Below are 20,755 nucleotides of genomic sequence, written 5' to 3'. Positions count from 1 at the left end.
AAGATGGCATACTTAGAATTAAATAACGTCTACAAATCCTACGGAGAAGGAGATAACAGAACGGATGTATTATCCAACATTAACCTTTCTATAGAAGAAGGGGAGTTTGTAGCCATTGTAGGTTTTACTGGCAGTGGAAAAACAACCTTGGTAAACTTAATTAACGGCCTATTAAAACCCACAAGTGGCGAGGTTTTATTTAAAGGAGAACCGGTAGTTGATACCAGTCATGAACGAGGGGTTATTTTTCAGAACTACTCTTTGTTACCGTGGTTAACCGTTGGACAGAACGTATATATGGCGGTTAAGGAGGCATTTCCAAAAGAAAAGAAAGCTTTTCTAATGAAAAGAGTAAAGGATTATGTGGGGATGGTAAGTTTAACACCGGCCATTAATAAAAGACCCAAAGAATTATCCGGAGGAATGCGCCAACGTGTTGCGGTTGCAAGGGCCTTAGCGATGAATCCGGAAATGATAATCATGGATGAGCCTTTAGGCGCTTTAGATGCTTTGACTCGAGGAAATTTACAAGATGAAATATTGAATATCTGGAGCCAAGACAAGCGTACCGCTTTATTGATTACCAATGACGTGGATGAGGGTATTTATATGGCAGATAGAATTATCCCTTTAAAACCGGGTCCCAATGCAACTTTAGGTCCGGAATTTAAAATTGATATTGAACGACCTCGTGATAAAACCGCAATGAATGACAATCCTAATTTCAAAAAGACTAGAAATGCCATCATAGAATATTTAATGGATATTGGTGAGGCACGTAAATCGGTTTCTAACGAAACCTATGAGCTTCCTGATATAGCACCTAAAAGTTTTGTGGCCTAATAAAAAAATAACCTATGAGCACAGAAACCATACTTAACAAAGGCACAACGCAGAACGGAATTGTATTCCCTTCAAAAGTGATGCTTGATTTATCTAAGCTAAAGAAAGTGTACCCTACACCTAAAGGTGACTATGTGGTACTGGAAAATCTAAACCTTCAGATTATGAAGGAAGAATTTGTGACCATCATCGGGCATTCGGGCTGTGGAAAAACTACTATGCTTTCTATGATTGCAGGCTTGAATCCTATTTCTGGGGGAAATATTGCCGTTCTAGGAAACCCTGTTAAAGGGCCGGGACCAGATCGTGGCGTTATTTTTCAATCTCCCAGTTTAATGCCTTGGATGACCGCTTTGGAAAATGTGCTTTTAGGCGTGAACCAGGTATTTCCTCATGCTACCAAAGCACAACGCAAAGATATTGCCAAATACTACTTACATAAGGTAGGCCTTGATGGTGCTTTTGATAAAAAAGCTATTGAATTGTCACAAGGTATGCAGCAACGTGTTGGTATTGCAAGAGCTTTTGCAATCAAGCCTAAAGTGCTGTTGTTGGATGAGCCTTTTGGAATGCTTGATTCTTTAACCCGAGGGGAATTACAAGATATTTTAATTGAAATCTGGAACAAAGAGAAAATTACTGCGGTGATGATTACCCATGATGTGGACGAGGCTATTTTCTTGGCCGATCGCGTTGTAATGATGACCAGTGGGCCAAGGGCAAAAATCGGGGATATTCTTGACATCGAATTTGAAAGACCGCGTACTCGAAAGTCGGTATTAGAACATGACGACTACTACACCTATAGAAAACACTTGATTGACTTTTTAGAACATTAAACCATAACAACAAACTTTTTTAATATACCTAGATTATGAAAAGACAGTACACATTAATAACCCTACTAGCCCTATCGATTCAGTTTGCTACGGCACAATTTGAACTCGATGGGGAGCTTAAGCCCCGTACCGAATACCGTAATGGTTTCGGTAGTATTATTCCAGATGCTGCAGATGCGGGCTTTGGAATCGCTACGCGATTACGTTTGAACGCGGGCTATCAAACGGAAGCGTTTAAATTTTATATGAGTCTTCAAGACGTTATGGTTTGGGGAGAAAACAGACAATTAAAACCTGAGGACAGTAATAATTCGTTTTCTGTTTTTCAAGCATGGGCAGATATCAAATTAAGTGAAGGGTTCTCTACAAAAATAGGTCGCCAAATGCTTGTGTATGATGACCAAAGAATTCTTGGAGGAGTGGACTGGGCTATGCAAGCACGTAATCATGATGCAGCTTTGTTAAAGTACAGTAAAGGAAAGTTAATGATAGATCTTGGTCTGGCTTTTAATCAAGATTTTACGGCTACCACTGCAAATCCGGGAGGATTTCAGTCTGCAGGTACGGCTTATAATACCACGGGATTCTTCTCGTATAAAAGTATGCAGTACTTGTACTTAAAACGTAAAGGGGAAGCCTTTTCTATTAGCGGTCTCATATTGAACAACGGTTTCCAGAATTTTACAGGCGAAGCAGATGCACTTGTAGCGGATGGTGTTAGCAATTTAATTACTTTAGGTACGCATTTAGACTATAAAAAAGGAAGTTTTGGAGCTGCATTTAATGGGTATTTGCAAACCGGGGAGCGCCAAAATAGTGTAGATGTTAGCGGGGCATATCTTTTAGGGTTAGACCTAAGCTATAAAGTATCAAAAGGTGTTTCTTTAGGGCTTGGAGCTGAGATTATTAGCGGAAACGATGCAAGCACCACAGATAAGACAGAAGCTTTCTTTCCATTATACGGAACCAATCATAAATTCAATGGGTTTATGGATTATTTCTACGTAGGTAATCATGCCAACTCAATAGGACTTACAGATATTCATGCTAGTGCCAAATTTGCATTAGGTGAAACTTCTAGCTTATTGGTGAAAGTCTTGAATTTTAGTGGGGAACAAGAATTGGGAAGTGGTGAAAAATCACTTGGCACCGAAGTTGACTTGGTTTTTGCCAAAAACTTCAAAGGATACGGATTGGCCATAGGGTATTCGCAAATGTTTGCTAGTGATGGCATGTACGAATTAAAGGGAATTACCGAAGATGCTGCCGCTAGTGTTCAAAACTGGGCATGGGTGCAATTGACCATGAAACCTAAGTTCTTAAACACGGCAAAAGAATAGTTCATATTTATAAAGATGCTTCGATAGGGCCGTTACGACCTTTTTGTTGTAGCGGTTCTTTTGTTTTTAAATGGATCGAGGCCAGGTATAATGGCTTGTGCATCGCTCTTTATAAAAAACCAATTATATTTGTACGTATAATTACGCATATTTTGGACCAAACAACAAGTATCATTTTAGCGGACGACCATTCTTTGGTTCGAGACGGCATTAGGGCTTTACTGGAAAGTGAATCTGATTTAAAGGTTATCAGTGAAGCTTCCGACGGTATCGAAGCGATTGAAATGGTGAATAAAAAAAAGCCGGACCTGTTGATCATCGATATCCGAATGCCACGGATGACCGGTATAGAGGCCGTTGAAAAACTAAGTGCCCAAAATTCGCCCGTAAAGTGTATTATTCTTTCCATGCACGACTCTGAAGAGTATATTTTACAATCAGTGAAAGCTGGCGCACGCGGATACCTCTTGAAGGATACGGGTAAAACGGAATTCATCAAGGCCATTCATACGGTGCGTGAAGGAGGTAAATACTATAGTGGCGATATTTCAAATGTTTTGGTCAATAGTTTGTTGAGTTCTACGGCCCCGGCAGTTGAACGTCCTAAAAAGGCGACGCCGACCAGCAATCCGTTTGACCTGACCAACAAAGAGCTTCAGGTGTTGGAGTTGGTGTTATCCGGTTTAACGAACAAACAGATTTCCGAAAAACTAAAGAACAGTAAGCGTACTGTAGAAACCCACCGCTTTAACCTGATGCGTAAAATGGAAGTCAAGAATCTCATCGACCTTTCAAAAAAAGCGCAGCAGTATAATTTGGTATAGTACCGCTGTTTTAAACTTGCCCAGTAGTCTTGCCGAATATGGATTGCGCCATTTTTTATCATATTTATCCCTTAGGGCTTCTCGGTGCTGATAGAAGCAATAATTTCACGGCCGCTCCGGTTAATCGGTTTTCGGAGCTTCATATATGGCTGGAGCATATGGTAGATCTAGGGTGCAACGCACTTTATATCGGTCCGGTGTTTGAATCATCAACCCATGGCTACGATACTACGGACTATTATAAGGTTGACCGTAGATTGGGCGACGATACTGCGTTAATCGCTTTCGTAGAGAGGGCCCATGAGTTGGGTATACAAGTGGTTTTGGACGGCGTGTTCAACCATGTGGGAAGGGATTTCTTCGCTTTTAAAGACCTTCAGGAATGGGGGAAGCACTCAAAATATACCGAATGGTTTTCAAATGTGAATTTTAGGAAACGTAGTCCCCTAAAAGATCCCTTTATCTATGATACTTGGGCAGGTCACTATGAATTGGTAAAATTGAACCTTGCCAACAAGGAAGTGCGTGACTACCTCTTTGGGGCCGTTAAAAAGTGGATAGACACCTATAAGATCGATGGCCTGCGTTTGGACACTGCAGATGTATTGGATTTCGACTTTATGAAAGAACTGGCCCTTTTTTGTAAAAGGGAAAACCCCAACTTCTGGTTAATGGGAGAGGTGGTACATGGCGATTACAATCGGTGGGTAAATCCCTTTATGTTAGATTCCGTTACCAATTATGATTATCATACCCCTATTTATGAAAGCTTCAATCTAAAGGATTTCGGTAAAATATCCGAAACGGTGGAAGAAGATTTCGGTCCTAAGGGAGTTTATAAAAATCGGGCCCTCTATTCCTTTGTAGACAATCACGATGTTGACCGGGCCGCCAGTAGCTTGAAGAAACCTGAGCATTTATTTCCATTGTACCTTCTACTGTTTACGTTGCCAGGAATACCAGCTATTTACTACGGAAGCGAGTGGGGCTTTGAAGGGAGGAAATCTCTCCATAGTGATGAATTATTGCGTCCATCGGTAAAACGGAATGACCTCGGGAAGCTGGCCAAGCATCCAAAATTATTAGGGGCCATAAAGCAATTTATAGCGGCACGTAAAAGTAGCGAAGCCTTGGTTAAAGGCTCCTACCAGACTTTGTTGGTCACCGGGCAATACTATGCTTTCTCTAGAAAAAGTGATAACAAGACGGTCGTGGTCGTCGTTAATGCTTCGAACAGGTCGGCACGTATACACATCCCCTTTAAGGAACCGTCAGCAATGGTCCTTACGGATTTGCTCAGTCCGGAATATAGCCTTACGTCTGACAAAACAGGACTTTATGTTGAAGTTCCTCCATGTTGGGGCCGCATCTTGTGCCATTGATCGAAAACTAGTGAAAAGCGGCTTTTTTTGTTGATGTACGATTAAAACCTCAAACTATTACGAAAAAAACACTACGTATAAATACGTAATTTTCTAACTTGCTGTATCGAATTTTGGTGCTTGGTACCAGAAAGGAAAAAGCAATGTTAAAAAAGAAAACACATAAGACCGTTTGTTCCTACTGTGGCGTAGGTTGCGGTATACTGGTAGATGTAGACCATAAAGGAAAGATAGAGGTAGACGGTGATCCGGAATATCCTTCCAATAAGGGCATGCTCTGCTCTAAGGGGAGAAACCTGAATTATGTTGCCCAAGATACCAGTGACCGGATTATGCATCCGGAAATGCGATGGAGTAGGAACCATCCCCTGCAAAAAGTAAGCTGGGATACGGCTTTTGAGCGTGCCGCCGCCGTTTTTAAAAGTATCATTGCCAAACACGGACCCGATAGTGTCGGTTTCTACGTGTCAGGGCAATGCCTTACCGAAGAATACTATTTGGTGAATAAGATTACCAAGGGCTTTATAGGAACGAACAATGTAGATACCAACAGTCGCCTATGTATGAGTTCTGCGGTTGTGGGCTATAAAAAAGCCTTGGGCGAAGACTCCGTACCCATTTCCTATGAAGATATAGAACTGGCCGATTGTTTTTTGATCGCCGGAGCCAACCCCGCCTGGTGCCACCCTATTCTTTATAGACGCCTGGAGAAACATAAAGAAGAGAACCCCAACGTAAAGATTATAGTTGTAGACCCCCGAAAAACACAGACTTGTGCCTCGGCCGATTTGCATTTACAAATCCTTCCGGGTACCGATGTCATTCTTTTCAATGCCATAGCGAGATGGCTCATCGAAAAGAAAAAAATAGATAAGAATTTCATTAAAAAACATACCTCCAATTTCGATGCGTGTAAAGAGAGTGCCTTTACGCTTTCACTTCGCCAAGCGGCCGAAAAATGTGGAGTGCCCGTTGCCGATATCCGAAAGGCGGCCCAGTATATTGGCGATGCCAATAGGTTTATAAGCATGTGGACGATGGGACTCAATCAAAGCGTGATCGGGGTGTCAAAAAACGTGTCTTTGTTGAACCTGTCCTTGTTAACGGGACAAATAGGAAAACCTGGTTGTGGGCCATTTTCGCTAACAGGCCAGCCCAACGCTATGGGCGGTCGTGAAGTAGGGGGCATGGCAAGCCTTTTGGCAGCGCATAAAGATTTGGGCAATCCGCAGCACCGGAAGGAAGTCTCCGATTTTTGGGGAGGGAAGGAAATCAAATCCGAACCGGGCTATACCGCTACGGAAATGTTCGATGCCCTAGAGAGCGGGAAATTAAAGGCAATTTGGATTATTTGTACGAATCCCGCAGTGAGTATGCCCAACGTAAAGAAGGTTGAAAAAGCTCTCAAAAACGCGGCATTTGTAGTCGTTCAAGATATTAGTCATAATTCCGAAACCACAAAATTTGCCGATCTTCTATTGCCTGCGGCAGGCTGGTTGGAAAAGGAAGGTACCATGACGAATTCTGAAAGGCGCATCAGTTATTTGCCCAAAGTTATCGATGCTCCGGGAGAGGCCTTGCCCGACGCCGAAATTCTTTGGCGCTTTGCCCAGGCCATGGGTTACGAAGGTTTTGATTATAACAATGCTAGCGAAGTGTATGACGAGCACTGTCTTTTGACCAAAGGTACCAACATAGATATTACGGGTCTATCTCACGAACGCCTGAAAAATGAAGGAAGTTTCCAATGGCCGGTTCCCCACAAAACCCATCCGGGTACGCCGCGCTTGTTTACGGATTTCAACTTTCATACCAACGATAAAAGGGCCCACTTTAATGCGCCACAGAGTCTCTACAATAAATCTGAGGAAACCGATATTGATTTTCCTTTGGTATTGAATACAGGAAGGGTAAGAGATCAATGGCATACCCGAACCAAAACCGGAAAAGTAAAACGTTTGCTGACCCATATTCCGCAACCCTACCTAGAGATGAACAAGGTAGACGCCTATCTGCGAAAGTTAAAAGAAGGGGATGTCGCGGTCATTAAGAGTAGAAGGGGCGAAGTACAGGTGAAGGTAAAGATCAATTTTGATATTCGCGAACGCGTTGTTTTTCTGCCGATGCACTGGGGGAAAGTATTGAACAATGATTTTGGTAGGGCCAATAACCTTACCAACGACCTCGTTGACCCAGTCTCCAAAGAACCCGATTTTAAATACTGTGCCGTTCAGGTTGAGAAGTTTGTAAAACCTGTTCAGAAAATCATTGTTGTCGGGGCCGGTGCGGCCGCGTATCGTTTTATTCAGTCGTATCGGGAAAAAAATAAAAAGGACGAATTGCATGTGTTTTCCAAGGAGAAAGACCCTTTTTACAATCGGGTTCTGTTGCCTGAATATGTAAGTGATGAGCTTTCTTGGGAAGCTTTGGAAAAGCTAAAGTCAGGAGAATTACAAAAGCTGAACGTGAACTTGCACTCAGGGATTGGAATCAGTGATGTAAATACATCGATGAAGCAGGTTACCGATAGTGACGGATTGATTCATTCGTATGATTTGCTCATAATGGCCACAGGAAGCCGTGCCTTTGTGCCCAGTGAGGTACAAATAGACCTTCCCGGTCGTTTTACCATGCGTGAACGCGGCGATGCCGATAAATTGAAGCAATACCTACAAAAAACAGGACTTCCGGCAAACGAACAACATGTAGTGATTGTCGGTGGCGGTTTGCTAGGTTTGGAGTTGGCCGCCGCACTTAAAAAGATAGACATCAATATAAGCATCGTACAAAGGGCACCACGCCTTATGGAACGTCAGTTGGATAGTGTGGCTAGTCGTCTTTTGGCCGAAGATGTTTTCGAAAGAAACATCAACCTGTATTTTGATAGTGAGGTAAGTACTGTTTTTGAGGAAAAAGAGAATCCGTTTCGCTTACTGGTGAACCTAAAAACAGGAAGAACCATTCAATGTAATGCCATTGTTTACGCTATAGGAACAAGGCCCAATATTGAATTGGCAAAAAAAGCCGATTTGAATACCAGACGTGGGGTAATTGTCAATTCATACTTACAGACCAGCGACCCATCTATTTTTGCCTTGGGTGAAATAGCGGAGTTCAATAACTCGCTTTTCGGAATAACATCGGCTGCGGAACAACAGGCAGATATTGCCGCCAACTATATTTTAGGCGATTATGGCAGCATTTATAACGGCTCCGTCCTTATGAATATCCTGAAGTTCGAAAATCTTGACCTCTGTAGTATCGGTATGGTAAATGCACCTTCGGGAGATAGTAGTTACGAAGAGATTATTTTGATGGATGTCAGCAAGCGCTTCTACAAAAAATGCATCGTTAAAGACGATACGTTAAAAGGAGCCATATTAATGGGCGATAAGAATGAGTTCGCCGAGTTTAAACGTCTGATAGAGGAAGAAATTGAACTATCGGAGAAGCGAAACGAGTTGCTTAGGGGAGCAACGACCACTATTCCTTTAAAAGGAAAAATGGTCTGTTCTTGCAGCCAAGTGGGTGAAGGCAATATTATTGATGCTATAGCCGGTGGTTGCTCCGAATTTAACGCATTGTGTTCGGAAACCGGGGCAGGATTAGGCTGTGGTAGCTGTAAACCGGAAGTAAAGGCCATAATGAACAAACAACTACAATTAGCAAATTAAAAAATCGGGATTATGAACGATGATCTGCACCGTATATTGATAAAAGGAGGGGTTACCTCACCAGGGGAGCTTAAGGATATTATTGGTCTGTTGGAAACTGCCGGACTGAGCGAAGTCTACTTCGGGTCAAGACAAGATTTGCTCTTTCCGCTAAAGGGTGTAGAAGAAGGCCAGTTGGAGCATATATCAAAGTTCAACACCAATATCATTACCGAAAGGCTATACCAGAATATCGTAAGCTCGTATGTTTCTGCCGATATTTTTGATATGACCCATTGGTTAAAAGGTTCTACCTATCTCTATATTTTAGAGGGGTTTGATTTTCTGCCCAAACTAAAAATAAATATCACCGACCCCAAACAAAGATTGGTTCCGCTCTTTAGTGGTAACCTGAATTTTATAGCTTCGGAGAACGAAGACTATTGGTATTTGAACGTTAAACTGCCCCATTGGGAAAAAGCGGCCTATTATCCTGTTTTGATATATAGTTGGGATATTACTGCCGTTTCCAAGACCATTGAACGTATTTACGAAGATATTCAAGATGTAGAAGAACTGTTTTTTGTCCTGAACAGAAACCTGGATACCAACAACAAGACCATAGAAAAAGAGCTAAAAGTTCCCTACCTGACCTTCCCTTATTATGAAGGTATGAACCGTATGGGACTTGATCAATATTGGTTGGGCCTGTATTGGCGAAACAACAGATATGATCTTTCCTTCCTTAAGGAATTTTGTGGATTTTGCCTTGACAATAGCATAGGGAAGATTTGTATTACCCCATGGAAATCGTTCATCGTAAAAGGGATACAAAAACAGAGCAGGCAGGCATTAGAACGGTTTTTGGGGCAATGGGGGATAAATGTGAGGCATTCGCAGTTGGAAATGAATTGGCACCTTCCTGTAGACGATAATGAGGCTTTGGAACTCAAAAAGTTCTTGGTACGTAGTTTTGACCAGAACGATATTAGTACATACGGACTAACGTTTGGCATTAGCAACGATGTGGGCAAGCGGTCTCATTTTGCATCGGTCATAATCGAAAAAAACAGTTCGCCTACGATTGTAAAAGACTTTGACGTGCGCCCCACGTACAACGTACTCCACTTTGAAAATTTTGACCCCAATACCCAAAAATATTTGGCCTACGCCCAAGATGTAGATAAAATCGAGTTGCCAGGTCTGTTGATGGAACTCAGTAAAAAGTATTTTGACCAACTAGGTAGAGAGGTAGAAAAAACTGAAGCGCCAAAAAAGGCTATAGAGCAAGAGACAAAGACTATTCATCAATGTCAATCGTGCTTTACGGTCTACGACCCCCTCTATGGCGATTCAATAGCCGGAATTCCTGTAGGTACGGCGTTTGAAGATTTGCCTGAAACCTATGTTTGCTCGGTCTGTGAAGCTCCTAAATCTCAATTTGAAAAAGCCGAACTAAAATTCTCAAGCTGATTTTTGCTACATTTGGATAAACCTAAACATCATTCCAAATGAACAAAAAATATATGGTCTTATGGGGTTGTGTTCTACTATTCACGGCCTGTAAGAACCATTCCGATAAAAAAACGGAAGTAGCAGATCCGGTAGATCAGATAACCATTCAGAAGCCCACTATGAAATGGGAGCAAGTTGCGTCCGTAGATGGTAGTAAGCCCGTGGCACGCCATGAGGCGGCATTTGTGAGGGTAGGTGATAAATTCTATTTATTGGGAGGAAGGGATATTCGTCCTGTGAGCATATATGATACAAAGACCCAGACATGGTCGGAAGGAGCAAAACCACCTATTGAAATTCATCATTTTCAACCCGTAACCTATCAAAATAAAATATACCTAATTGCGGCTTTAACAGGCAAATATCCTGCAGAAACCCCCACGGAGCATATCTATATCTATGACCCGGCCACGGACAAATGGTCGAAAGGGGATGAAATTCCTGAGGAAAGAAGACGGGGTTCTACGGGAAATGTACTGTACGAAGGCAAAATTTATATTTCCTGCGGAATAAAGAACGGCCATATAGGAGACCATAAAAAATGGTTGGACCGTTACGACCCCAGTACGGGTGAATGGGAAGTACTGGCAGATGCCCCTCGTGCAAGGGATCATTTTCAGGCGGTTTTAGCGGATGGAAAAATTTATGTCCCTGCTGGGAGGAATTCGGGTATTGATCCGAATTCTGTTTTTGGGGGCACCATAGGCGAGGTTGATGTCTATGATATAAAAAGTGACACTTGGGAGACTTTACCGGAACATATTCCTACTCCGAGAGCAGGCAATGCCGCTGCACTTTATAATAATGAATTGATAGTTGTTGGAGGTGAATCTACAACGCAGGAAAAAGCACATGCTGAAGTTGAGGTTTTGGATTTGAACACACATAAATGGCATACGCTTCCCACTATGGTAGAGGGCAGACACGGTAGTGGCTTAGTGCTTTTTAAAGATGATTTATATATAGCTTCAGGATGTGGAAGTAGAGGAGGTTCTCCTGAACTCACTACAATGGAGAAGTTTGGTGTAGAAGATTGATTTTCAGACGTGTAATTTTAAAATTATTTTTTACATCGTGACCAAAAACATATTACATTTGATAGGGTATTTGCCCACATCAAACTGTAAAAATGGATTTAAGGGACGGGGTGAAAACCGCAGAAAACAAGGTGTCTTCCGAGACCAAAAAACTAAGTGAATTTGTTAGGGACAAAAGGAATTCGCTAGTTGATCGTTTGGAGTCGTATGAAGATATTATAAATCTCGAGGTCGGCGATACGGGCCTACATCGTGCCAAAGCCTTCGAGCGTGAGTTTGATATTCGCCAGCTTTATATCAAGTACGAAGGTGATAATCCTACCGGCACCCAAAAAGACCGAATTGCTTTTGCACAAATCTACGATGCCCTCCGAAGGGAGTTTGAAATGGTGTCTTTGGCTACTTGCGGCAACTACGGGGTTGCGGTGGCCTTGGCGGCTAACTTGGCGGGTATTGCTTGTAGAATTTATATTCCCGAGAGTTTTCATACCGATCGTGTGGTGGAGATGGAATTACTGGGGGCAGAGATCGTTCGTAGGCCGGGCAGTTATGAAGACGTGGTAAAGGAAAGCAGTGAATTGGCAAAAACCCATGATTGGTACGATGCCAACCCGGGCGGGGCGAATACGCCTTTACAGATTAGTGCATACTCCCAGATTGCGACGGAAATTTTCGAAGATTTGGGAGATGCGCCCAAGTATTGTGCCGTTCCCGTTTCCAACGGAACCTTGTTCGCAGGAATCTATCGTGGTTTCGTTAGTTTGTACAAGAGAGGGAAAACTTCTAGAATACCCAAAATGGTAGCGGCCTCATCCTCTAGAAAAAACCCGATTATTCAATCGTTTTTGCAGGGATTGGACCATTGCAAGGATTTGAATCCCGATACGATTAAAGAGACCAAATACAATGAGCCGCTCATCAACTGGCACAGTTTTGATGGGGAGGAAGCGCTGTATGCCTTAAGGGAATCCGATGGCGAAGCCTACAATATCAGTGATAAAAAATTAAAGGACATGACGGCTTTATTGGCCAAGAAAGAGGGTTTTCGCATTTTACCGGCATCAACTGCAGGACTTATAGCATTGCTGGAACTTGATGAAAAAATGAATTTTGAGCCAGACCGTTTTGTTGCGGTGCTGACAGCAAAAAATTAATACGAAGAGAATGAAAAAATCAATTGATGGAAAGGCCCTGGTGTATTGCGATGGGGCTTTCAATACCCCTAATGGAAAAACTGCACACGGCTTGGTTCGTTTTACCGAACGTTACGATATTGTGGGCGTATTGGATGCAAATTACGCTTCAAGGGATGCGGGCGAAGTACTTGATGGAAAAGCCAATGGTATTCCCATTTTTGCAACGATAGACGACGCCATTGAAACCTTGGGCGCTTCGGGAAATACCCCTGGGTCGCTGGTTATCGGTTTGGCTCCCGATGGCGGAAGATTGCCACAAGAAGCAAAGGCTACCATTTCCAAAGCCTTGGAAATGGGCTGGAATGTAGATAGCGGACTGCACGACTTTTTGACCAACGATACCGCATTGATGGCAATCGCCGCTAAACATAATTGTCGGGTACGTGATGTACGTAAAACACCGGATAGGGATAAACTCCATTTTTTTACAGGGGAAATAGAAAAGGTAGATTGTCTGAAACTAGCCATTTTAGGAACGGATTCCGCACTGGGAAAACGCACTACGGCTTGGTTATTGGTCCACGGTCTAAGGGATGCCGGTCAGAAGGCAGAAATGATAGGGACCGGGCAGACCGCTTGGATGCAAGGGGCAAAATACAGTATGGTAATGGACAGCTGCATCAACGATTTTGTCTCGGGTGAGATTGAACATGCCGTTGTGAGCGCGTATAAAAATGAAGACCCCGATGTTATCGTTATTGAGGGTCAGGGAAGTCTTATGAACCCGGCCTACCCAGGTGGTTTTGAGATTTTGGCAGCGGGAAGGCCTGATTATGTCATATTGCAACACGCCCCAAAGCGATTGGAATATGATGGGTTTCCAGGCTATAAAATGCACTCCTTGACCGAACAGATCAATGCCATTGAAGTGATTTCGGGCAAAAAGGTAATAGCCATTACCGTAAACCATGAAGAAATGGAGGAAGATGAGATTTTAGAGGCGTGCAAACAAATTACCTTAGAAACAAAACTCCCTGCCTTTGATGTCTTGAAATATGGCACCAAAGAATTGGTGGCCTTGGTAAAGGAAAGAATGATATGAAAATAACCAATGTATCTTACGAGCGACTTGACCTTAAGCTCTCCATTCCCTATACCATTGCTTACGAAACCATTGATCATACGGTAAATTTTATCCTTAAAATAGAGACCGATACGGCCATTGTTGGCTACGGTTGTGGAGCTCCCGATAAGATAGTGACGGGAGAGCATCCTAAAGAAGTAGAGGCGGCCTTAAAAGACATTATCCTTCCTTATTTAAAAGGCAAGGACCCTTTTACCTACGCCTTTATTCTTAAAGACCTTAAAAAGCTCTTAGGGCGCAAGTCATCTTCTTTGGCCATGGTAGATATGGCGCTTTTCGATGTCGTTTCAAAGAAGGCCGATGTGCCACTGTATAAGTTTCTAGGCGGTTACCGACAGAGCATTCCAACAAGTATAACGATTGGTATATTATCTTTGGGAGAGACCATGGCGCAGGCCAAGGAGTTTGTGCAACAGGGTTTTTCTATCCTTAAAGTTAAAGGAGGACATAGCTTAGCGGAAGACATTGAAAAAATGACCTTGTTACACGAAAAATTTCCCGAGGTGACTTTTCGCTTCGATGGAAACCAAGGGTATTCGGTAGTAGATTCGGTGGCATTTGTAAAGGCGACCAGCCAAATAGGGATCGAAATTTTTGAACAGCCAACGAAGCAGGAAAGGGAAGAACGCCTAGGTCAGGTCATGGATCAGATCGACATTCCGCTAATGGCCGATGAAAGTTTAAAAACCCTGACCGATGTATTCCGGCTGGCCCAGAATGAAAGGGTAGATATGGTAAATATCAAGTTGATGAAGGTAGGGGGCATTTTTGAGGGAATGCACATCAATTCCGTAGCCAAATCGGCAGGTATTGAAACCATGGTGGGCTGTAACGACGAATGTGCCTTGGGAATTTCGGCAGGACTTCATTTTGCACTCTCCCGACCCAACATAGGTTACGCCGATCTAGACGGGCATTTAGATGTGGTAGATGACCCTTTTAAAGGCTTGTTCTTACTGGAAAAAGGGGTGTTATACCCGTCCGATGTCCCGGGCTTGGGAAAAATAAATTGGTAATCGACTATTTTTCCTTGGTCTCTTGAATGGAATAATCTCTTCGAAAAGGAATAAACAAGGGGTCTACATCCTTGGTTTCTCCGACTACCGATTCGATTTCCCTTTTCAAATAGTTCAAATGGGCAATGGTCAGCCTATCGGTCATTACCGGGATGGTTCGCTTTATTTTGCTTTGCAGGTTGATAAGGTTGTCAAGGGCCAAGGAACGTACGTCGGTATTGGCGGTGTAACCTTCCGATAATTTGGCCAAGATACCTTCGACCAGACCTTCCGCTTCATCGGGTTTGTAAAGGGTAATAAGGTTGGAAACGTATGATTTTTGCAGTTTTCTACGGTAGGCGTTGGTTTGATAGAAAACGTTCATATCCCCCCAGACCAACTGGTTCAAATCATCCATATATTCCTGGGGATGATAGGGGTCTTCGTCTTCGTAGCGCTCGGCAATAAAGGTCATTCGGCTCAAACGGCTGCCGCCCAAAAGGTTCATCATGACGCTTTCCATGGTCTTGGTTACCGATTCTTTCGATTGGGGAGACTGAATGGCGTTCAATATATCGTTCCGCAACAACCATTTCGGTTCCTTAAAGATATAATTGCTCAAAAACACCAAGGCCTGTTTTTGCTTTTGCTTTTCAACCGGACGGTAGACTTCTCCTTCTTCACCCATGGTCTTCGGGGTAACATAGATGCCCCCAATGTTTTTCGCTACGTGAAAAATATAATCGCTATACTGCCCTACGAGGTCCTTATAGATTTGATCGAGGTTGGCGTAGTCATCGCTACTTTTTTCCTGCGTCCATTTTTTTAGATAGGGCGCAATACGCTGTAAGTTCAGAATGCCGTACATACTGGCTTGCATGGCATCGTCACCAAGGTCTTCGGTCTGTGACCTAGGGTCGAAATCACGGCCTTCGCCACCGAACCAAAGTCTTGGGTTGGCCGAAACACTGTCGACTACCATTTGGCTCAAAAGTTCTTTTTCTTCCTTTAACGACAAATCATCCGCAAACCTTGAATAGCCCCATTGTATGGCCCATTTATCGTAATCGCCGATGCGGGGCATTAGATCTTCCGCAGGAATACTGTCTTCAGGTTGCGCTACGTAATTGAAACGGGCATAGTCCATGATCGAACTGGTATGTCCGTTCTTACGTAAAAATTCCGCATCTCGTAATTTCTCTACGGGCGTTGCCGAGCTGGCGCCCATATTGTGTCTCAATCCTAACGTATGTCCGACCTCGTGGGAAGCGACAAAACGGATAAGGTTTCCCATAAGTTCGGTGTCGTATTCCATTTTTCTTGCGCGCTCGTCTACGGCACCTGCCTGAACCATGTACCAACTGTGCAATAGGCTCATCAGGTTGTGGTACCACCCAATATGGCTCTCTAATATTTCACCGCTTCTGGGGTCGACAATATTGGGGCCGTATGCATTTTTGGAAGGAGAGGCAAAATAGCGTAAAACGGAAAAGCGGGAATCTTCCAGGCTCATGCTTTTGTCGTTCTCTGGCCAAGGTTTGCCGATGATGGCGTTTTTAAATCCGGCCTGCTCGAAAGCCACTTGCCAATCGTTGATTCCTTGTATCAGGAAAGGCCTCCACTTCTTAGGGGTGGCCGGGTCGATATAATAAACGATCGGTTTTTTCGGCTCTACCAATTCGCCGCGCTTCCATTTCAATGAATCTTCAGGCTTGGGTTCTAGTCTCCATCTGTGAATGTAGGTATTGCGGTCGACCTGTTGCTGGTCGTCGCCGTATTCCAAGTACGAACTGGCAAAATAGCCTACGCGGGCATCGTACAGTCTTTTTCTCATGGGCTCCTTCGGAAGCAAGATAAAAGAGTTGTTGATTTCCAAGGTGACGACTCCTGCAAGAATGGCCGCAGGAAGTTCCTTTCTTTTATTGGAACCCGATTTGGCCTTATAGGTCTTAACGGTCTTGATTTCCGTATTTACGGGAAATGAATTGATTTCCTTTATATATGATTTGTCTTTTTCAAGCGAGGTAAGCTTGTAATCGTCTTTTTGGTCACTACTAAGGGCCAAGAGCGGATTTTCGCTATTGATGAAATCGGTAACCTCTATTACATGCGATTGTCGGTCTTCATTGGTCGCCTTAATCGGGAAGGCTTCAAGAATGGGGGTAATGTTGGAATTGTTGACCGCCTTTGATATGGCATCGTCTTCACTGGCAGCGCTTACCAAGGTAGAAATACGAAGAAAAATATTGTTTGAAGGTCCCCTTTCAAAGGTAATGGTGTTCTCTGAAATTTTTTCACCACCGTAGTTTCCCGCACCTGAAGGGGTTTTTATGAATCGGGTCACGACCAGCATCTCACGTTTGAAAAGACTATCGGGTATTTCAAAATAATACTTGTCCCCTATTTTGTGAACATCAAAAAGTCCGTTGTTGGTATCGGCTTCACTGGTAATCAAGCGGTCATAGGCCTTGGCACTGGTCGAGGCAAAGCTTTCGACCTTCCCTTTTTTATTTGATTTTCGGGCTACGCCTATGGAGCTGCACGATACAGCAAACAATAGCAAGCCTATATATGTAAAAAGTTGTTTCATTGCTATAAAAATTTACCGTCCCCTATAATTGGGAATTATAGGTGTTCGTCGGTATTTGCCCCTTAAAATCTGCCCGCGATGGGTCTTCGTATAAGTAGCGAACGCATCAGCGTATACTTTTAGTATGGTTTTGGCCGGGTCTTGGTCGCTTTTAACAGAAAATTGTACTGAACTTAAGTGGTTTACGCCCGTAATGATAAATATATACGACCATCCCAGCAAAAAAGACGAGTTCAATATACAATTCTGCCAGCTTGATATCAATTTAAATTTGAAAAAGCGTAGGCGATATGCTTTTAAGGGTAGAATGAAGCCGAAATCGTTAAACCGTATTAGCGTATCAGGATCATTATGGCCCCAAGGGCCGTAAGTACCAAAATCATCTTTCGGTAGAAATCCTCTTTAATGATCTTCACCAAACGTATGCCCAAGAAGACCCCTAAAATAATACCCGGTATCAGTTTCAGGTCGAATAAAAGGGTTTCAACGGTTATGGTCTCCCAAACAAAGATGTGCAGGGGTAATTTGAGTACATTGATAATAAGGAATAGCCAAGCGGCCGTTCCGATAAACTCATTTTTGGGTACCCGCATGGCCAAAAAGTAGATATTGCTGAAGGCCCCACCTAAATTACCGATCATGGTAGTGATGCCGGCAACGGTTCCTACAAGGCCCGCAAAGAGCCAATGCGTTGGTACGGATTTCGATTTACGCCTGTCCCACCAATACATCATAATGACGCTGACCAAGATGATAATGGCCATGGCAATTTTAAATACGGCTTCATCCAAGTCGTTTCCAATTAATACGCCGCAAACGATACCGACCAGGATCCACGGCAAGAACTTCACGATATGTGACCATCTGGTGTGGCGGTTGTAATAAATGACGGCAAAAATATCGCCCACGACCAGTAGCGGAACTACGATGCCCGTAGATGCCTTGGCGCTAAAGGCAAGGGCCATAAGGGTTACATTAACGATTGCAATTCCCTTAATACCAGCCTTTGAGAGTCCGATAACGATGGCGGCCGTAAATGCAAGGGCCCAAGCGGTAAGCGTAATGTCGAAAGAAGTGGTTAAAAACACAAGAAGAGGTTTGATTGATAAACAGCAAAAGTATTCTAAAAAAACAATATCTTTAACGATTCACCGAAAACCCTTAATTATTAATGGAGTTATCTACATTAGACTACAGTTTTATCATTGTTTTTTTTACAATTGTTCTTGGTATAGGTTTTTATGTTTCTAAAAAGTCGGGTAAAGATTCTTCGGAATTTTTTCTTTCGGGACGAACCATGCCTTGGTGGTTGTTGGGGCTGTCAATGGTTGCGACTACCTTTTCTACCGATACACCCAATTTGGTGACCGATATCGTTAGAACCAATGGCGTGTCGGGCAACTGGGTCTGGTGGGCGTTTTTGATTACGGGGCTTTTAACGGTTTTTGTCTATGCTAAACTTTGGCGTAGGTCAAATGTCAATACCGATTTAGAGTTTTATGAAATGCGTTATGGTGGTAAACCCGCTAGTTTTTTGAGAAAGTTTAGGGCCATTTATTTAGGGGCCCTTTTTAATATAATCACAATGGCTTCGGTTACCTTGGCGGCCATTAAGATCGGGGGTATTATGCTAGGCTTGGAACCATGGGAAACCGTGGTCGGAGCGGGTTTGATTACCGTTACTTTTAGCGCCCTAGGTGGTTTTAAAGGAGTGGTTTATACCGATTTTCTTTTGTTCTTCGTGGCTATGGCAGGAGCAATAGGCGCCGCGTATTATTTGGTGAACATTCCCGAAGTAGGCGGTATCGAGGCATTGATGGCCCACGAAAATGTAATGAACAAGCTTGATATCGTACCTGACTTTAGCAATAGAAAGGCGTTGATAACCCTCTTTATAATTCCTTTGGCCGTACAATGGTGGTCCTCTTGGTATCCAGGTGCGGAACCCGGTGGTGGGGGATATATCGCCCAACGTATGTTGGCGGCAAAAGATGAGAACCATGCTATCGGTGCCACTTTCTTTTTTAATATCATGCACTATGCCCTAAGGCCTTGGCCTTGGATTTTGGTAGCCTTGGCCTCATTGGTCGTATATCCTGATATTGCCAGTATCCACGAAGCCTTCCCGAATATTGCCGAAGACAAGTTGGGGCAAGATTTGGCATATTCCGCTATGTTGACCAAATTGCCGAGCGGACTCCTTGGGGTGGTTCTGGCTTCCTTGATCGCGGCTTATATGAGTACCATTTCAACCCAGCTAAACTGGGGGTCCTCCTATATTGTGTTTGATTTTTATAAGCAACAGGTAAATCCTAATGCTACGGAAAAGCAAATGGTGGCCGTGGGAAGAATCTCTACGGTGGTGCTTATGGTTCTCAGTGCAGGTTTGGCATTGGCCCTTGAAAACGCACTACAGATATTTGATATATTGTTGACTTTTGGTGCAGGTACGGGACTCATTTTTATCTTGCGTTGGTTCTGGTGGCGAATTAATGCATGGAGTGAGATTACCGCTATGTTCGCTTCCGGGATTATATCTATATTATTGAAGACAACGGCCTTAGGTCCTTTACTGTTTGCAGAAACGACCGGGGTTTTTCCAGATTGGGCCGAGTATCCCTTTGTGGTAGTGCTTACTACTACCATTTGGTTAACAGCGACCTTTATGACACAACCCGAATCGAAAGATACCCTTCGTTCTTTCTACAAGCGTATTCAACCCGGTGGTCCAGGATGGGCAAAAGTGGTAGATGAGGCCGAAGTGGACGGGGAAGTCATCAAGAAAGAAAATGAAAAGTGGAGTGTACCTCAAGGTATCACTGCAATGGTTCTTGGTTGTGTGTTGATCTATACCATTATGTTCGCGACGGGTTATTGGATCTATGGAAGAACCGAGTCCGCACTATGGCTTACCGGAATAGCCGTAGTATCCGGTATCTTGCTTATAAGGGCATGGGGCAAGATGAAAGAAAATATTCTGTAACCTCATAAAAAAAACAGGGGAAGCGTTCTAAAGCGCTTCCTCCAAGAAAATTTTAAACACCGCGTTTTTCTTGATCTCGACAATAGAGGTCGATTTGATTTCTTTTTTATTGCCTTCGGCATCAATGGTGTAGGCGCTATAGGGGATTTCTTCGCCTTCCGCAAATACCTTTATTTGGTAAATGGTCCGCGCTCCTTCCTCTAGCTCGGTATAACTGTATGTATCGAGACTTTGTCCGTATTCTTTTTCGGCATTGGTGCCATGCCTTAGCTTGAAGGTCACATGGTCGGCAGTGAAGCCTTGCGAGTTTACAAATGATAGTCCGGTTTCATTCGATATTTTGGCCTCTCCGTTTATAAGGTCGGGTTCCTTTTCGTCTTTTGAGCAACTTAGGGTCATCGACGCGAAAACAGTGCATAGTAGGTATACAAAGTACTTTTTCATAATGGCAGGTTTAGGGAGTGATTTGGGACT

General features: G+C 43.3%; 15 protein-coding genes. 12 read left to right on the top strand and 3 right to left on the bottom strand.

Translation table 11 applies throughout. The features are described 5' to 3' along the window. Positions 1 to 3: 3 nt before the first annotated feature. From B4Q04_RS03310 to B4Q04_RS03260, 11 genes are all read left to right on the top strand, one after another. The gene (locus tag B4Q04_RS03310; RefSeq protein WP_088695988.1) at positions 4 to 843 is read left to right on the top strand and encodes an ABC transporter ATP-binding protein; all 840 of its coding nucleotides are present in this window, start codon (positions 4 to 6) and stop codon (positions 841 to 843) included. Positions 844 to 857: 14 nt separating this feature from the next. Continuing rightward, positions 858 to 1,682, top strand: a complete 825-nt coding sequence (locus B4Q04_RS03305; protein ID WP_013992992.1) for an ABC transporter ATP-binding protein — start codon at positions 858 to 860, stop codon at positions 1,680 to 1,682. A gap of 35 nt (positions 1,683 to 1,717) precedes the next feature. Then, on the top strand, positions 1,718 to 3,022 hold the full coding sequence (locus B4Q04_RS03300) for an alginate export family protein (protein WP_088695987.1): 1,305 nt from the start codon (positions 1,718 to 1,720) through the stop codon (positions 3,020 to 3,022). A 152-nt stretch (positions 3,023 to 3,174) separates the two neighbouring features. Beyond that, positions 3,175 to 3,846 (top strand): response regulator transcription factor, encoded by a 672-nt coding sequence (locus tag B4Q04_RS03295; protein WP_046287398.1) that lies wholly within the window; start codon positions 3,175 to 3,177, stop codon positions 3,844 to 3,846. 38 nt (positions 3,847 to 3,884) lie between these two features. After that, complete coding sequence (locus B4Q04_RS03290; protein ID WP_088695986.1) at positions 3,885 to 5,228, top strand: alpha-amylase family glycosyl hydrolase; 1,344 nt, start codon at positions 3,885 to 3,887, stop codon at positions 5,226 to 5,228. 143 nt (positions 5,229 to 5,371) lie between these two features. Continuing rightward, the gene (locus B4Q04_RS03285; protein WP_088695985.1) at positions 5,372 to 8,902 is read left to right on the top strand and encodes a nitrate reductase; all 3,531 of its coding nucleotides are present in this window, start codon (positions 5,372 to 5,374) and stop codon (positions 8,900 to 8,902) included. 12 nt (positions 8,903 to 8,914) lie between these two features. Then, on the top strand, positions 8,915 to 10,354 hold the full coding sequence (locus tag B4Q04_RS03280) for a rubredoxin (protein ID WP_088695984.1): 1,440 nt from the start codon (positions 8,915 to 8,917) through the stop codon (positions 10,352 to 10,354). 38 nt (positions 10,355 to 10,392) lie between these two features. After that, the gene (locus B4Q04_RS03275) at positions 10,393 to 11,433 is read left to right on the top strand and encodes a Kelch repeat-containing protein (protein ID WP_013992986.1); all 1,041 of its coding nucleotides are present in this window, start codon (positions 10,393 to 10,395) and stop codon (positions 11,431 to 11,433) included. Positions 11,434 to 11,525: 92 nt separating this feature from the next. Further along, a complete protein-coding gene (locus B4Q04_RS03270; RefSeq protein WP_013992985.1) occupies positions 11,526 to 12,587 on the top strand; it encodes a pyridoxal-phosphate dependent enzyme in 1,062 nt (353 codons plus the stop codon). A 10-nt stretch (positions 12,588 to 12,597) separates the two neighbouring features. Further along, positions 12,598 to 13,671, top strand: coding sequence for a DUF1611 domain-containing protein (locus B4Q04_RS03265; protein ID WP_088695983.1), 1,074 nt, complete (start codon positions 12,598 to 12,600; stop codon positions 13,669 to 13,671). Then, the gene (locus B4Q04_RS03260; RefSeq protein WP_088695982.1) at positions 13,668 to 14,729 is read left to right on the top strand and encodes a mandelate racemase/muconate lactonizing enzyme family protein; all 1,062 of its coding nucleotides are present in this window, start codon (positions 13,668 to 13,670) and stop codon (positions 14,727 to 14,729) included. The genes B4Q04_RS03265 and B4Q04_RS03260 overlap by 4 nt, the downstream gene beginning before the upstream one ends. A 4-nt stretch (positions 14,730 to 14,733) precedes the next feature. On the opposite strand, the gene B4Q04_RS03255 is transcribed toward B4Q04_RS03260, so the two are convergent. Both B4Q04_RS03255 and B4Q04_RS03250 read right to left on the bottom strand, forming a co-directional pair. Next, positions 14,734 to 17,298 carry a zinc-dependent metalloprotease gene (locus B4Q04_RS03255; RefSeq protein ID WP_088695981.1) on the bottom strand — a complete coding sequence of 855 codons (2,565 nt, stop codon included), beginning with the start codon at positions 17,296 to 17,298 and terminating at the stop codon, positions 14,734 to 14,736. Positions 17,299 to 17,630: 332 nt separating this feature from the next. Next, complete coding sequence (locus B4Q04_RS03250; protein WP_013992980.1) at positions 17,631 to 18,386, bottom strand: sulfite exporter TauE/SafE family protein; 756 nt, start codon at positions 18,384 to 18,386, stop codon at positions 17,631 to 17,633. Between the two features lie 83 nt (positions 18,387 to 18,469). Here B4Q04_RS03250 and B4Q04_RS03245 point away from each other — a divergent pair, with 83 nt between their 5' ends. Next, positions 18,470 to 20,281, top strand: a complete 1,812-nt coding sequence (locus tag B4Q04_RS03245) for a sodium:solute symporter family protein (RefSeq protein WP_013992979.1) — start codon at positions 18,470 to 18,472, stop codon at positions 20,279 to 20,281. A gap of 27 nt (positions 20,282 to 20,308) precedes the next feature. On the opposite strand, the gene B4Q04_RS03240 is transcribed toward B4Q04_RS03245, so the two are convergent. After that, on the bottom strand, positions 20,309 to 20,725 hold the full coding sequence (locus tag B4Q04_RS03240; protein WP_013992978.1) for a hypothetical protein: 417 nt from the start codon (positions 20,723 to 20,725) through the stop codon (positions 20,309 to 20,311). Positions 20,726 to 20,755: the final 30 nt, after the last annotated feature.

Source organism: Zobellia sp. OII3, from assembly GCF_002211465.1.
GTDB classification, from domain to species: domain Bacteria; phylum Bacteroidota; class Bacteroidia; order Flavobacteriales; family Flavobacteriaceae; genus Zobellia; species Zobellia galactanivorans.
The sequence above is the reverse complement of the archived record's forward strand: the minus strand, read 5'-3'. Positions and strand labels throughout refer to the sequence as shown.

What these genes read in the sequence shown, in the direction of transcription:
- B4Q04_RS03255 (WP_088695981.1), bottom strand. Translation starts at nt 17,298, where the DNA reads ATGAAACAACTTTTTACATATATAGGCTTGCTATTGTTTGCTGTATCG.
- B4Q04_RS03290 (WP_088695986.1), top strand. Translation starts at nt 3,885, where the DNA reads ATGGATTGCGCCATTTTTTATCATATTTATCCCTTAGGGCTTCTCGGT.
- B4Q04_RS03280 (WP_088695984.1), top strand. Translation starts at nt 8,915, where the DNA reads ATGAACGATGATCTGCACCGTATATTGATAAAAGGAGGGGTTACCTCA.
- B4Q04_RS03275 (WP_013992986.1), top strand. Translation starts at nt 10,393, where the DNA reads ATGAACAAAAAATATATGGTCTTATGGGGTTGTGTTCTACTATTCACG.
- B4Q04_RS03270 (WP_013992985.1), top strand. Translation starts at nt 11,526, where the DNA reads ATGGATTTAAGGGACGGGGTGAAAACCGCAGAAAACAAGGTGTCTTCC.
- B4Q04_RS03240 (WP_013992978.1), bottom strand. Translation starts at nt 20,725, where the DNA reads ATGAAAAAGTACTTTGTATACCTACTATGCACTGTTTTCGCGTCGATG.
- B4Q04_RS03245 (WP_013992979.1), top strand. Translation starts at nt 18,470, where the DNA reads ATGGAGTTATCTACATTAGACTACAGTTTTATCATTGTTTTTTTTACA.
- B4Q04_RS03305 (WP_013992992.1), top strand. Translation starts at nt 858, where the DNA reads ATGAGCACAGAAACCATACTTAACAAAGGCACAACGCAGAACGGAATT.
- B4Q04_RS03260 (WP_088695982.1), top strand. Translation starts at nt 13,668, where the DNA reads ATGAAAATAACCAATGTATCTTACGAGCGACTTGACCTTAAGCTCTCC.
- B4Q04_RS03285 (WP_088695985.1), top strand. Translation starts at nt 5,372, where the DNA reads ATGTTAAAAAAGAAAACACATAAGACCGTTTGTTCCTACTGTGGCGTA.
- B4Q04_RS03310 (WP_088695988.1), top strand. Translation starts at nt 4, where the DNA reads ATGGCATACTTAGAATTAAATAACGTCTACAAATCCTACGGAGAAGGA.
- B4Q04_RS03300 (WP_088695987.1), top strand. Translation starts at nt 1,718, where the DNA reads ATGAAAAGACAGTACACATTAATAACCCTACTAGCCCTATCGATTCAG.
- B4Q04_RS03265 (WP_088695983.1), top strand. Translation starts at nt 12,598, where the DNA reads ATGAAAAAATCAATTGATGGAAAGGCCCTGGTGTATTGCGATGGGGCT.